This window comes from Hydrogenophaga sp. LT287, assembly GCF_055702805.1.
This window is the reverse complement of sequence record NZ_JBVPZC010000003.1, coordinates 193,807-207,277: the sequence shown is the minus strand read 5'-3', so window position 1 is coordinate 207,277 and position 13,471 is coordinate 193,807. Positions and strand designations below refer to the sequence as shown.

Genomic DNA, 13,471 nt, shown 5'->3' with positions numbered 1-13,471 from the left:
GCAACTGTGCACGCAACCCCTTGCTGCAGTCGGACGATGCGCCTGCGCGGGGCCGGAGGGTGGCGCCGGCCCGGTACACTGCCCGCCCATGACCAGCGAATTTCAACCCCCTTACGTGCCCTTGTCCGGGGTGTCCAGCGCCCTGCAAACCGGGGGCTTTGCCTTGCTGAGTGCGTCCGATGTGCAGCAGTCGCTGCCCGCCTCGACCGCTGAGCTGGACGCTTTGCACGCTGGCTGGAACGATCTGCCGCCCGACGCCTACCTGAAAGACGGTGGCCGCTACCGCCGCCGGCGCCACAGCTGCTTTGTGGTGGATGGCGCCGAGGTGAGCGCAGTGCCGCACCGCGCGCATTGGCAGCCGCTGGAATACAACGCCCTGCACGGCGGCATGCAGCGCTGGTTTGAACCCATGCAGCCCGAGCTGCTCGCCTTGCCGGTATGGAGCCGGTTGTTGGCGCAAGTAGGCGAGGCGGTGTCTGCGCTGCGCGGGCGCCGGCCCTGGTTTGTTGAGGCGCACAGCTTCCGCATCGACACCACCGACGGCATTGGCCGCCCCACGCCCGAGGGCGCGCACCGCGACGGGGTCGATCTGGTGGCCGTGTTCATGCTCGGGCGCCACCGCATCAAGGGGGGCGAAAGCCGGGTGTTTGAGGCCGAGGGCCCCAGCGGCCAGCGCTTCACGCTGCAGGAACCGTGGTCGCTGCTGTTGCTGGACGACCAGCGCGTGATTCACGAGACCACGCCGATTCAGCCGGTGGAGCCGGGCACTTTGGGCTGGCGCGACACGCTGGTGCTGACCTACCGCCAAGGCGGCTTTCAGGGCGACTGAGCGCCGCTGCGCGTTTCACCGCCGGATGGCGTTGGGGAAGTACAGCGCCGTCAGGCTGCGGCTGTGCACGGGGGAAAAGTTGTCGGCCACGGCGCTGGCGCCGCTGCCGTAGCGCCGCCATTCGCGCACCCAGTACAGGTGGTCACACACCTCCAGCAGGCCAATGGTTTCGCGGTCGCCAATGAGCACGCCATGGGCGCGCAGGGCCAGGCGCTCTTTGGCCTCGCGCAGGTGTTGCAGGGTGGCGGGGGTCACGCCAAATTCACCGTCGCTCACGATCAACAGGTCGGCGTCTTGCCAGCCGGTGGTTTGCACCAGCGCAATGGCGCGTTCGATCGGGGTCTGCACATCGGTTCCGCCGTCAAAGCTCTGGCCCATCAGGTCGAGCAGGTGCGCCAGGCCGTCGGCGTCCAGCGCCAGGTCGCGTTCCAGCAGCTCGCTGGGGCCACCAAAGGCCAGCAACCGGCAAGGGCGCTGGCCGGCGTGGGCGCTGCGCAGCGCCTGCAACACACAGGCCTTGGCCACGCTTTCCGGCGCGCCGCGCATGGAGCCCGAGGTGTCCAGGCAAATGATCAGTGGGCCGCGCCCGGCGTGGGTGGGCACGGCGCGGTGGGCTTGGGGGTCGGGTTGGGGCAGGGGGCGCTGCGCGGGCGCCCGGGCGCGGTCGTCGTAGCTCAGCAATTGCGCTTCGGCAAAACGCGCCCGCCACAAGCGGCGCAAGCCGGGGTGCGTGAGGTTGAGGCTTTCAGCGCCGGTCATGCGGGCCAGGTTGCGCGAGCGGCGCACACCATCCACCGCGGTGGGTTCCGGGCGCCGCTCGGTTTCGTCGGCCGGGTGGCGTGCGGCGGGTGTTTCGGCTTGGGGCGCGGGCTGGGTTTGGCGGGCGGGTGGTTGGCTGCGTGAGGCATCGCGGCGGCCGACGCCGTCGATGAAAGCGGCCAGCGCGGGCAGGCGCTGGAGCAGTTCGCCAATGCGCCGGGCTTCTTGCCATTCGCGCCGGTTGAGCTGCCCGGCCAGATCGTCCCAGCGCAACTGGGCCAGCTCACCCAGCGATTGCAGCAGCGCCAGCGCCTCGTCCCAGCCTTGGCGCTGCACGTCCCAGCTCTCGCGAAAGCTGGTTCGCATGCGGTCGATGGCCGCAGCACGTGGTTCGCTGTCCGGGCGGTCGATCAGGCTGTCCAGATGCCACAGCAGGCTCTGCAGCACCTGGCCGGTGAGCGGTGCGCTGTGGCGCGTGAGGGTGAGCAAGTCCAGTTCGGCCAACAGTGGGCGCAGCGCTTGTGTGGCGGCGGCGTCGCCGAAGTGGTGGCTGGGGTCGGGCAGGGCGCCGTCCATCAGCGCGCTGTGCCAGTGCGCAAGCTCGGGCAGGCGCCGCTCGGCTGGGCCGCTGCTGCACACCACGGCCCAGCGCCAGAGTTCGCGGGGCAGGGTGGCCAGGTGGTGGTAGGGGCGGTCGGTCGCGTTCGCTCCTTCGGCAGGCTCAGGGTGAACGTTGGCTGGGGGCGCCGTGCCGACCGACCCGCCCGTTCGGGCTGAGCCTGTCGAAGCCCTCATGGGTATTCGCAGGGCACTGGCGGCGGTGCGCTGGCAGTGGCCTCGGCATCCACCGGCAGGGCGGCAAAACCGTTGCGGGTGGACTGGTGCTGCGCACACAGGCCCACCAGGTGGCTGCAGCGCTCGGCGTGTGCGGCTTCGATCTGCAGCAGCCAGGACGGTGGCAGCCAGGGGTGCGCGCGGGCCTGTGCCAGCACCGCGTGCGCCATCGCCAGCCACTCGCCGTGCAGCGCCATCAAGCGTTCCAGCAGTTCGTCGCACTGCGCCACACGGGCTTGAATGTGCACGGGGCTGTAGCGGCGCTGCGCGCGTTCGCTGGTGATGCGCACCATCTCGCTTTCTTCGCCCGGGCGGGTGATGGCGCGCGCCAGCGCCAGCTTGCCGGCGCTGTCGTCCTGCGCGTCGGGCGGGGCGCGGCGCTCGGTGTCCAGTTGGGATTCAAAGGCCTGCACGGCGCGCTCCAGGCCATCCAGCGGTAAGGGCGCGGTGTGTGCCACTGCGTGCATGAACAAGGTGGTCCAGCCCGGCACTTGCGCCGGGTCGGACGCGAGCACGAAAGGCAGCAGCCACAGGTCCCAGGGGCTGATGGCGCTGGCCCCTCGGCTGGCCGCCTGCAATTGCAGCAGGGCCACCAGCTGGCGCCAGCGGCGGTCGGATACCGTTTGCCCAGTGTCGCTGGCGTGTTGCCGGGCTTGCTGCAGCAGAGCCAACGCCTCGTCACCCAGGCTGACCGACGGCGCGCGCTCACGCAGGACCTTCAAATCGGCTGGGTTGATCGATGCGTCGGCCGGGGTGTCGCCCGAGGCGGGCGCGTCGGCCAGCAGCAAGGCGGTGAAATGCGCGTCGTCCACCGGCTGCACCGGCACGCGCAGCAGAAAACGGTCGTAAAACGCCAGCAGGGTGTCGTCCTGCGGCTGCTCGTTGCTAGCGCCCACCAGGCACACCAGCGGCACGGGTAGGCGCTGGCTGCCGTTGTCAAACTGGCGTTCGTGCAGCAGGCCGAGCAGGGTGTTGAGGATGGCCGAGTTGGCCTTGAAGACTTCGTCCAGAAAAGCCACCTCGGCGCTGGGCAGGTAGCCCTCGGTCAGGCGCTCGTAGCGGTCGTCTTCCAGCGCGCGCAGTGAGAGCGGCCCAAACAGCTCTTCAGGCACTGTGAAACGCGTCAGCAGCCGTTCAAAATAGTGCGCGCCGGGCAGCAGACGCTGCAAGCGGCGCGCCAGCTCACTCTTGGCCGTGCCGGGCGGCCCGAGCAGCAACACATGTTCACCCGCCAGCGCGGCCAGCAGCAACGCACGCGCCGCCACGTCGCGCTGCAACAGACCACGTTCCAGCTCGGCCAGCATGGGCGCCCAGACAGCGCCAGAGGTGTATTCACGCGTCATGTGCAGATGCGAAGGGTTTCACGAGAGGTCGCATGGCCGGAGCGCGTGCCACACGCAGGATGCGGCGGAACTGGCTCGGCCAGGCCGCTCGCATCGCCCCCTGGGGGGTGACGCTGAAGGCGGCGCGGGGGGAGCCGACTCCGGAGCGCGTGCATGAGCCCAGGATGCGGCGGAGCTGGCTCCGCCAGGCCGCTCGAATCGCCCCCCTCAGGGCGGTGACGCGAAGCGGCGCGGGGCGCGGGTGTTTACACCCGCTCAAATACAGCCGCAATACCCTGGCCGCCGCCGATGCACATCGTCACCAGCGCGTAGCGGCCCTGGATGCGCTGCAGTTCGTACAGCGCTTTGACCGTGATCAGCGCGCCGGTGGCGCCAATCGGGTGGCCGAGCGAGATGCCCGAGCCGTTGGGGTTGACCTTGGCCGGGTCCAGGCCGAGTTCCTGGCTCACGGCGCAAGCCTGGGCCGCAAAGGCTTCGTTGGCTTCGATGACATCCAGGTCGTTCACACTCAGGCCGGTTTTCTCCAGCACCAGGCGCGTGGCCGACACCGGGCCCATGCCCATGATCTTGGGTTCCAGGCCGGTGTGGGCGTAACCCACCAGGCGGGCCAGCGGCTGCAGGCCGCGTGCCTGGGCAGCCTTGCTGTCCATGAGCACCACGGCGGCGGCGGCGTCGTTCAGGCCCGAGGCGTTGCCCGCGGTCACGGTGCCGTTTTCTTTGATGAACACCGGCTTGAGCTTGGTCATGTCGTCCAGCGTGCAGTTGGGACGGAAGTGCTCGTCGGTGGCGTAGGCCACTTCGCCTTTGCGGCTCTTGAGCATGACCGGCACGATCTGGTCTTTGAAGCGGCCTTCTTCGGTGGCGCGCTGGGCGCGGTTGTGGCTTTGCACGGCCAGCGCGTCCTGCATGTCGCGGGTGATGCCGTACTGGGCGGCCACGTTTTCAGCCGTCACACCCATGTGGATGGCGTGAAACGGGTCGTGCAGCGCGCCCACCATCATGTCCACCATCTTGGTGTCGCCCATGCGGGCGCCCCAGCGCGTGTTGAGCGACGCGTAGGGCGCGCGGCTCATGTTTTCAGCGCCACCGCCAATGGCGATGTCGGTGTCGCCCAGCAAAATGCTCTGGCTGGCGTTGACGATGGCCTGCAGGCCCGAACCGCACAGGCGGTTGACGTTGTAGGCGGGCGTGCTCTGGGCGCAGCCGCCGTTGATGGCCGCCACGCGCGAGAGGTACATGTCCTTGGGCTCGGTGTTCACCACGTGGCCAAACACCACATGGCCCACGTCTTTGCCGTCCACGCCGGCGCGCGCCAGCGACTCACGCACCACCAGGGCCGCGAGCTCGGTGGGGGGCGTGTCTTTAAGGCTGCCGCCAAAGGTGCCAATGGCGGTGCGGGCTGCGCTGACGACGACGACTTCTCTGCTCATGGGGTATCTCCTGCTTGTGGTGGTTTGGGGTGTGTGATTCCGGCGATCAACAGGTGATGGTATGCGCCCCTGCCTTACGCCGACCTTGTCGCAAGTCAAACAGGAGACGAACGGAAAACGGGGTGCTTCACCTTCACACCACCTGGCGCGCCAGCACCTTGAGCCGGTCGCCGCTGCGGCCGTTGGGCCGGGCAATAAAAATTTCACCCATGGCCGGGTACTCGCCGGTCAGTGAAGAGATGTTGACCTGGTGCGTCACCAGCACCAGGTTGCGGGGCGCTTGCAGGCTGGCCACGTCGCGCAGCACGGCCCGGGTTTGCTCGGGGCCGCTGTTGTCTCTGAAAAACGAGTTGACCGGCGCCCACACGGTGTGGCGGCCAAAGGCCAGGTCGGCGGTGTCGGTGCAGCGGCACCAAGCGCTGGAACGCACATCGTCCACCCGGATGCGCTCGCGCGCAAAGGCCTGGCCCACCCGCTGCGCCTGCTCGCGGCCGGCCTCGCTCAGGTTGCGCTGGGTGCTGCAGTCACCCAGGCGAAAGCCCGGGGGGTCGCCAATGCCGGCCACGGTTTGGGCATGGCGCATCAGCACCACGCAGCCACCAACGCGCAGCAAGGCCCAAAAATCGGCCTGGGTTTGTGCCATGGCTGCCGGCAGCAGCGCACCGCCAGCCGCCCAGCCCAGCGCGGTTTGAACAAAACGGCGGCGGGGCAGTGGGCTTTGGGGCATGGTGTGTCCGGTGGGTGTTCAGTCCCGCACGTCGGCCACGGGCTGGTCGCCAAAGTCGGGGCGGTCCAGCCAGGCGAGCACGCGGGCAGCGGCGGTGTCGGGCGGTGTCAGCTGGCCCTGGCGCTGGAGTTCCACAAAGCGCTGGACGTCGGGAAAAGATCCCGGGTCGCCCGCGCGCAACTGAACCTGCATGTCGGTGTCGATCACGCCCGGCGCCAGCGATACCAGGCGGGCGCCGTGCGGGTTGGCGGCTTCTTCCAGCGCGCAGCAGCGGGTGAAATGGTCCATGCCGGCTTTGGCGGCGCAGTAGGGCGCCTGTGCCGCCATGGCGTGGCGACCGAGCCCGGACGAAATGTTGAGCACCTTGCGCGGCCCCTGCCAGCCGGTGGCCACCCAGGCGCCGGTGGCGCGCAAAAAGGCGGCGGTGAGCTGCATAGGGGCTTCCAGGCCCACGCGCAACGCGGCCGAAAGCCCGTCGGGCGGGCAGCTGGCCAGCGGGCCAATGCGCGGGATCATGCCGGCGTTGTTGATGAGCGTGGCGCTGCGCAAGGCGCGGGTGTCCAGCCCAGCCAGCCAGTCCTGCAGGCGCTGGGCGGCGCCGGTGGTGTCGCTCAGGTCTTGCGACCATTGGGTCAGCGGGGCATGCAGGCGCAGCGCCTCGGTAGCCAGGTCTTCGTTGGTGCTGCGTGACATGCACAGCAGGTGCCGGCTGGGGCTCAGCAGCTGACGCGCCATGGCCAGGCCCATGCCGCGCGAGGCGCCGGTGAGGATGGTGATGTCGGGTGCGGTCATGTCGGGGCTTTTCAAAAAGGGCAGGGGCTGTGAAAACGCAGTATTTGCCCGGTGGCGGGGTGCGGCAATTCCAGTGTTTCTGCGTGCAGCAGCAGGCGGGTGGCCAGCGCTTGCTGGGCCAGGTTGGCGTACAGCGCGTCGCCCAAAATGGGGTGCCCCAAGGCCTGCAGGTGCACGCGCAGCTGGTGTGTGCGGCCGGTGACGGGTTCCATTTCTACCCGCGTGCCGATGCCCGTGTGTGCCGCTGGGGTTTGTGCGGCGGGCTGGGCCAGGCGCCAGCGCGTCAGGCAGGGCTTGCCGGTCTCAAGGCACACCTTGCTGCGCGGGCGGTTGATCCAGTCCACTGCCAGCGGCAGGTCGATGGTGTTCCAGCCGTTGTCGGGCTGCGGGTTGGCGAGGTGCCCCGCCACCACGGCCAGGTAGCGCTTGTGTACCCGGCGCTGTTCAAACGCGCGGCTCAGCGCGCGCTGGGCTTCAAGGCCGCGCGCCATCACCACCAGGCCCGAGGTGGACATGTCCAGGCGGTGCACCACCAGCGCGTCGGGCCACTGGGCCTGGGCGCGGCGGCTCAGGCAGTCCTGTTTGTCTTCGCCACGACCGGGCACCGCCAGCAGGCCGGCCGGCTTCTCCAGCACCAGCAGGGCTTCGTCGGCGTGCAGCACCGCCACAGGCCCGCTGGCGGGCTTGGTTTCGGGGTTCAGGGTGCGGGCCCCAGTGCGCGGCGAACCTCATCGCCGTCCAGGCTGCGGGCGGCGCCAAAGCCGGCCACCTGCCTGGCGCCCAGCAGGTGCAGGCGCACGAACCGAAAGTCGCCCAGGGCGGTCATGGGCGCCGCTTCGGGAAACCGCTGCAGGTACACGGTGCGGCAGGCCAGCGCTTCGGGGCTGTCGGGCGACAAGGTTTCGGCGCTGGCTTCCAGCGTGACGCGGGGCAGGGCATGCACCGGGCCTTCTGCCGGGGCAGCCTGGCTTACCAGCAGCGACACACGCGGCTCGCGCTGCAGGTTGCCGGTGTGGGCTGCCAGGCCACTCACGTGAATCACCAGGCAGCGTTGCTGGGCGTCCACCGCGTAGGGCACGAGCGATACAAAGGGCGTGCCGTCGGCCGACACGGTGCCCAGGGCAGCCGTGCGCTGCTGTTGCATCAGTTCGCGCAGTGCGCGGGTCAGGCTGTGTTCGGTGGCCATGCGGTGTGAAATTGTGGCGCGGATGCGGCCACCATGGGTTCAGCGCACCAGCAACTCGGCGCGGCGGTTGCGGGGTTCAGCCACTTCGTCGTCGGTGGGCACCACCGGCTCGCGCTCACCGCGGCCCACGGCTTCAATCAGGTCGGCCTTGAAGCCGCGCTCAATGAGCAGGGCGCGCACGGCTTGCGCGCGCTGCAGCGAAAGCCGGTCGTTGGCTTCAACGGCGCCCTGGCGGTCGGTGTGGCCGGTGACCACGATCTCACCGCCGGCACGGGCCTGGGCGCGCGCCACCACGGTGGCCAGCTGCGCCTGGGAGTCGGCGGTCAGCTGCGAGGTGCCGGGCTCAAACTCAAGCGTGAAGCGCTCGGGTGCCGGGGGCTGCAAGGCCACCAGTTCGGGGTAGGTTTCGCGCACCTTGTCGGCCGTGGTAGCGTCCACGCTGAGCGCCCCGCGGGTGCTCACGTTGGCCACCTGGTAGGGCTGGCTGATGCGCTGCGTGCCCTGGCCCGTGGTCACCTCCACGGCGCTGGGCGTGCCGTCGGCCTGCGGCAGCAGTGTCACGCGGGTGGCCGGTGCGCAGGCCGACAACAGAGCGGCCAGGGCCACGGTGGCGAGGGTGGCGGTGGTGAGTCGTGAGCGGTTCATGGTCGGTTGTCGTTTGGTAATGGGCTGTCGCGGTGTGCCGGCTTAGCGCGCGGCCTGGGTCTCGACGATGAAGTCGGTGCCGCGCACGCCCACCACCGAGGTGGGCGTCGAGATTTTGAACAGATCCGGGTTGATTTTGGCCAACAGGCCTGTGACCACGCGCACCGAGCCTTGCAGCAGGTCCAGCGCGAAATGGCCTTTCTGGGTGGTGGCGTCGTACTTGAACTGGCTCAGATCCATGGTCGAGTTGGGGCCCATGGTCAGCACCGTCCCGTCTTTGAGGGTGATGGTGGCAGCGCCCTGTTGGCCGGTGCTCACGCGCTCGGTTTCCAGTACGCCATCGCCCGAGGCGGCGGGGCGCCGCGCGTCGGGTTTGCCCAGCCAGCTTTCGCCCTTCACTTGCTTGAAGGTGCCAATGCGTTTGTCGTTGGCAGGGGCAGCAGGCACGGGCGTTGGTGTGGCTTCAACGGCTGAGGCTGCGGCGGGCTCTGCCGGCGCCACCACGGCGGGCACCGCCGCCGTTGCTGGCATGGTCTGCGCCCCGGCCATGGGCAGGGCCAAGCACAGCGCTGCGGCCAAAGGCAGGGCCAACGTCATTCCAGAATAGGTCTGCATGCGAGATCTCCGAAGGTAAGCCTTTGATGTTACCGGACTGCTGCCTTGGTTGGGTGTGGGGTGAAGGGCCATTGGCCTTGGGTAGATGGGCACGTCTTGTCGGTCCCGGCGCAGGGGAACCTTGGCCGGTTTGCCCTGTCCCTTGTATATCGCCCTGGCCGTTCGCCGGGCAAGCGCCGGGCGGGGCGCCCGTATCATCCGTCACCTTGATCTGAAAGGGCTGATCTTTTGTCTGTTTTGCAATCCGAACGTCTCACCGAACTCGCCGTCACCTACGGCATGCATCTTTTGCTGGCGCTGGCCGTGTTGCTGGTCGGCCTGTGGCTCAGTGGCTGGCTCAGCCGCCGGGTCGACGCCCACATGGCGCGCCTGAACGTGGAAGTGACCCTGCGCAGCTTTTTGCGCAGCCTGATCAGCCTGGCACTGAAGGTGCTGGTGGTCATCACCGTGGCCAGCATGCTCGGCGTGGCCACCACCTCGTTCATTGCGGTGCTGGGTGCTGCTGGCCTGGCGGTGGGTCTGGCGCTGCAGGGCAGCCTGTCGAACTTTGCAGGCGGTGTGCTGCTGATTTTGTTCAAGCCCTACAAGGTGGGTGACTTTGTGGAAATGCAGGGGCAAAGTGGCACGGTGGAGTCGATCCAGATTTTGAACACCGTGCTGAAAACACCCGACAACAAAACGGTCTTCGTGCCCAACGGGCCGGTGGCCAACGGGAATATTGTGAATTTCTCTTCTGAGGCCACGCGCCGTGTGGACATGGTGTTCGGTATCAGCTACGGCAGCAGCATTGACCTGGCGCGCCAGACGCTGGAAGGTCTGGTGCGCGCCGATGAGCGCGTGATGCAAGACCCGGCGCCGGTGATCGTGGTCGGCGAGCTGGCCGACAGCGCGGTCAACATCCGTGTGCGCGTGTGGACCGCCACGGCCGACTACTGGCCGGTGTACTTCGACATGCAAGAGCGTGTGAAAAAGCGGTTTGACGAAGTGGGCATCGGCATTCCGTTTCCCCAGCGCGATGTGCACCTGCACACCACCGCAGCCTGATTCCTTTTTTACGGCTGCACACCATGCTTCTGCTCGCGCCCATGGAGGGCCTGCTCGACGCCACGCTGCGCGATGTGATCACGCGCATTGGCGGCATTGACCGCTGCGTGAGCGAGTTCATTCGCGTGACCAACACAGTGTTGCCCGAGCGCGCTTTTGTGCGTGTGGTGCCCGAGCTGCTCAACGGCGGCTATACCCGGGCAGGGGTGCCGGTGCGGGCGCAGCTGCTGGGCTCCGACCCGGCTTGCCTGGCCGACAACGCCGCACGGCTCGCCGGCCTCGGCCCGCACGGCATCGACCTGAATTTTGGCTGCCCCGCCAAAACCGTGAACCAGAGCCGGGGTGGTGCCGTGCTGCTGGACGAGCCCGAGCTGATCGGGCGCATTGTGTCGGCGGTGCGCCGCGCGGTGCCGGCGCATGTGCCGGTGTCGGCCAAGATGCGCCTGGGCTTCAACGACGACAGCCGCGCCGAAGAATGTGCCCACGCCATCGCAGAGGCCGGCGCCGACGAGCTGGTGATACACGCGCGCACCAAGGCCCACGGCTACCGCCCGCCCGCCTACTGGGAGCGCATTGCCCAGGTGCGCGAGTCGCTGCCGGCGGGGCGGCGCGTCCCCATCATTGCCAACGGCGAAATCTGGACGGTGGCCGACGCCCAGCGGTGCCGCGAGGTGACCGGTTGCGACGCCCTGATGATTGGCCGCGGCATGGTGACCGACCCGGGCCTGGCGCTGGCCATCAAGGGGCAGGACGGAGCGAGCTGGAGCCACATCTCGCCGCTGTTGCAGGTGTTCTGGGTGCAAATGAGTGCGCGCGTGGAGCGCCGCCACCGCGCTGGGCGGCTCAAGCAATGGCTTAACTACCTGCGCAAACGCCACCCCGAGGCCCAGTGTGCGTTCGACGACCTGCGGCTGAGCAACGAGCCCGAGCAGGTGGAAGCCTGGCTGCGCCACAACACGCCGGTGCAGCACCCGGACCCGCCACCACCGCACCGCCAAGAGGCTCTACAACAAAGCTGCAACCCGGCGCTGACAGCAGAAATACCCCAGCCGTGTTAAGTTCCGGCCCCGGACCCGACACACGACCCCCTGTATGACTTCATTACAACAACGGCTGGACGCCCTCTCGGGCGACCGCCTGCGTGGCATGCGCCGCGGCCTTGAAAAAGAAAGCCTGCGCGCCCAGCCCGACGGCAAGCTCGCCCTCACGCCGCACCCGGCCGCGCTGGGCAGCGCCCTCACGCACCCGCACATCACCACCGATTACAGCGAGTCCCAGCTGGAACTGATCACGGGCGTGCACGACAGCGTGGGTGCCTGTCTGGACCAGCTGCGCGAAGTGCACCAGTTCACCGTGCGCAGCCTGCGCGCCGCGGGTGACGAAATGCTCTGGGCCTCCAGCATGCCCTGCGGCCTGCCCACCGACGAAACCATTCCGCTGGGCCGCTACGGTTCCAGCAACGTGGGGCGCGCCAAGAGCGTCTACCGCATGGGGCTGGGGCACCGCTACGGCCGGCGCATGCAGACCATTTCGGGCATTCATTACAACTGGTCGCTGCCCGGTGTGGACAACGACGGTTACTTTGCGCTGATCCGCAATTTCCGCCGCCACGCGTTTTTGTTGCTCACCTTGTTTGGCGCCTCGCCGGCGGTGTGTTCGTCGTTCGTTGAAGGGCGCCAGCACGAACTGCAGCCCCTGGGCAGCAGCGGTTCGCTGTACATGCCGCACGGCACCTCGCTGCGCATGGGCCGGCTGGGTTACCAGAGCGAAGCCCAGGCCACGCTGGCCGTGAGCTACAACGGCCTGGAAGGCTATGCGGCTTCGCTGCAAGATGCGCTCACCCGGCCCTGGCCTGCCTACGAGGCGCTGGGCATCCGCAACCCCGGGGGTGACTACAACCAGCTCGCCACCACGCTGCTGCAGATCGAAAACGAGTTTTACGGCACCATCCGGCCCAAACGCGTCATTTACCCCGGCGAGCGCCCGCTGCACGCCCTGCGCGAGCGTGGGGTGGAATACATCGAAGTGCGTCTGATGGACCTCAACCCCTTCGAGGTGATTGGGATTGGCGCCAGCACGCTGCGTTTTCTGGACGTGTTTTTGCTGCACTGCCTGCTGACGGACAGCCCGCCCGACACGCCTGAGGAAATTCACGAACTGGCCTACAACCAGCACCTCACCGCCGCGCGCGGCCGCGAGCCCGGGTTGTGCTTGCAGCGTCAGGGCCAGAGCGTGCCCTTGGTGCATTGGGGCCAGGAGCTGCTGGAACAGCTGCGGCCCATTGCCCGCACGCTGGACGCCACCCACGGCGGCACCGACCACGCCGACGCTGTGGCCCAGGCACTGGCGTCGCTGAATGCGCCCGACACCTTGCCCTCGGCACGCGTGCTCAGCGCGGTGCGCGAAGCGCATGGCGACTCGTTCGTGGCCTTTGCCCGCGCGCAGTCGCTCAAGAACCACGCCGAACTGCTGGCCATGCCCTGGAGCGCCAAGCAACAAGCCCGCTTTGAAGCCATGGCGGCGCAATCGGTGGCCGACCAACGCGCCATTGAGGCGGCAGACACCATGCCGTTTGAAATCTACCGGCAGGAATACACCTCGCCCGCGCGCCTGGGCCGCCCCCGTCCCGAAGCCGTACCCGCCTGATCGCCCGTCAGGCCCCGGGGCCGTGCAACACCACGTCGGTTTCGGCGCAAGCCACGCACGGCAGCACGCTGCCCGTGGCTTTTTCTTCGGGCAGCAGGCCCGGCCATTCCACCGTGTAACGCACCCGGCCCGCCGCCAGCCGGCCGATGCAGGCCCTGCATGTGCCGTTGCGGCATGACACCGGCCAGGGCACGCCCGCTTGCTGCAGGGCCTGCCACAGCGTCTGGCCGGGCGCTGAGTGCAGGGTTTGGCCCGTGTCCAGGCGGATCGTCAGGGGTTGCGCGGGCGGGGTGGGTTCCATGCACCGCAATCTACCTCAGGAGCCCGCGCAGGGTGCCGCGCAAGCGAAAGCTCTGAACTGCCTTTTAATTGGGCAGGTTAGTGAACTTCCTTTTAAATCAAGCACTTGCGTCCTCCGTACAGGACTCGCCCGGAGTTATGCACAAGCTTGTCCAGTGTTCTGTGGGACAAAAGGCCTGCCTGTGTCTAAACACCTCGGCGGGGCCATTTTTTGCCCTTGGCAGAGCCGGGTCTGTGGGTAACTTGGGTGTTCCGGGGTGGTTTTTTGGGTTTTTCAGGGTGTTGCCTGTTGATTAAGCAGTCTGTCAATACCCGTTAAAA

Annotated in this window: 14 protein-coding genes; 4 read left to right on the top strand and 10 right to left on the bottom strand. The window is 68.0% G+C overall.

Going from position 1 to position 13,471, the window contains the following annotated elements; translation table 11 throughout:
* The first annotated feature begins 88 nt into the window (after positions 1-88).
* Complete coding sequence (locus AC0GNR_RS04570) at positions 89-829, top strand: 2OG-Fe dioxygenase family protein (RefSeq protein ID WP_472899820.1); 741 nt, start codon at positions 89-91, stop codon at positions 827-829.
* Positions 830-844: 15 nt separating this feature from the next.
* Here the strand turns inward: AC0GNR_RS04570 and AC0GNR_RS04565 are convergent, their stop codons facing one another.
* The 9 genes from AC0GNR_RS04565 to AC0GNR_RS04525 all read right to left on the bottom strand — a co-directional run bounded on the left by AC0GNR_RS04565 (position 845) and on the right by AC0GNR_RS04525 (position 9,160).
* Positions 845-2,383: a VWA domain-containing protein gene (locus AC0GNR_RS04565; RefSeq protein WP_472899819.1), complete on the bottom strand. Its 1,539-nt coding sequence runs from the start codon at positions 2,381-2,383 to the stop codon at positions 845-847.
* A complete protein-coding gene (locus AC0GNR_RS04560) occupies positions 2,380-3,765 on the bottom strand; it encodes an AAA family ATPase (protein ID WP_472899818.1) in 1,386 nt (461 codons plus the stop codon). The genes AC0GNR_RS04565 and AC0GNR_RS04560 overlap by 4 nt, the downstream gene beginning before the upstream one ends.
* A 245-nt stretch (positions 3,766-4,010) precedes the next feature.
* Entirely contained in the window at positions 4,011-5,195 is a 1,185-nt protein-coding gene (gene bktB / locus AC0GNR_RS04555) for a beta-ketothiolase BktB (protein ID WP_472899817.1), read from the bottom strand.
* Positions 5,196-5,328: 133 nt separating this feature from the next.
* A complete protein-coding gene (locus AC0GNR_RS04550) occupies positions 5,329-5,922 on the bottom strand; it encodes a histidine phosphatase family protein (protein ID WP_472899816.1) in 594 nt (197 codons plus the stop codon).
* Positions 5,923-5,940: 18 nt separating this feature from the next.
* On the bottom strand, positions 5,941-6,714 hold the full coding sequence (locus tag AC0GNR_RS04545; RefSeq protein WP_472899815.1) for an SDR family NAD(P)-dependent oxidoreductase: 774 nt from the start codon (positions 6,712-6,714) through the stop codon (positions 5,941-5,943).
* An 11-nt stretch (positions 6,715-6,725) separates the two neighbouring features.
* On the bottom strand, positions 6,726-7,382 hold the full coding sequence (locus tag AC0GNR_RS04540) for an RluA family pseudouridine synthase (RefSeq protein WP_472899814.1): 657 nt from the start codon (positions 7,380-7,382) through the stop codon (positions 6,726-6,728).
* A 29-nt stretch (positions 7,383-7,411) separates the two neighbouring features.
* Complete coding sequence (locus AC0GNR_RS04535; protein ID WP_472899813.1) at positions 7,412-7,900, bottom strand: HugZ family pyridoxamine 5'-phosphate oxidase; 489 nt, start codon at positions 7,898-7,900, stop codon at positions 7,412-7,414.
* Positions 7,901-7,939: 39 nt separating this feature from the next.
* Positions 7,940-8,545, bottom strand: a complete 606-nt coding sequence (locus tag AC0GNR_RS04530) for an OmpA family protein (RefSeq protein ID WP_472899812.1) — start codon at positions 8,543-8,545, stop codon at positions 7,940-7,942.
* Between the two features lie 42 nt (positions 8,546-8,587).
* Positions 8,588-9,160, bottom strand: a complete 573-nt coding sequence (locus tag AC0GNR_RS04525) for a FecR family protein (protein WP_472899811.1) — start codon at positions 9,158-9,160, stop codon at positions 8,588-8,590.
* A 228-nt stretch (positions 9,161-9,388) separates the two neighbouring features.
* On the opposite strand from AC0GNR_RS04525, the gene AC0GNR_RS04520 reads away from it, so the two are divergent.
* From AC0GNR_RS04520 to gshA, 3 genes are read left to right on the top strand one after another with little or no spacing between them, the layout of a single operon-like run.
* Positions 9,389-10,204: a mechanosensitive ion channel family protein gene (locus AC0GNR_RS04520; protein WP_472899810.1), complete on the top strand. Its 816-nt coding sequence runs from the start codon at positions 9,389-9,391 to the stop codon at positions 10,202-10,204.
* A gap of 23 nt (positions 10,205-10,227) precedes the next feature.
* Positions 10,228-11,262, top strand: a complete 1,035-nt coding sequence (locus AC0GNR_RS04515; protein WP_472899809.1) for a tRNA dihydrouridine synthase — start codon at positions 10,228-10,230, stop codon at positions 11,260-11,262.
* Between the two features lie 34 nt (positions 11,263-11,296).
* The gene (gshA, locus tag AC0GNR_RS04510; RefSeq protein WP_472899808.1) at positions 11,297-12,850 is read left to right on the top strand and encodes a glutamate--cysteine ligase; all 1,554 of its coding nucleotides are present in this window, start codon (positions 11,297-11,299) and stop codon (positions 12,848-12,850) included.
* A 7-nt stretch (positions 12,851-12,857) separates the two neighbouring features.
* Here the strand turns inward: gshA and AC0GNR_RS04505 are convergent, their stop codons facing one another.
* A complete protein-coding gene (locus AC0GNR_RS04505; RefSeq protein WP_472899807.1) occupies positions 12,858-13,151 on the bottom strand; it encodes a 2Fe-2S iron-sulfur cluster-binding protein in 294 nt (97 codons plus the stop codon).
* Positions 13,152-13,471: the final 320 nt, after the last annotated feature.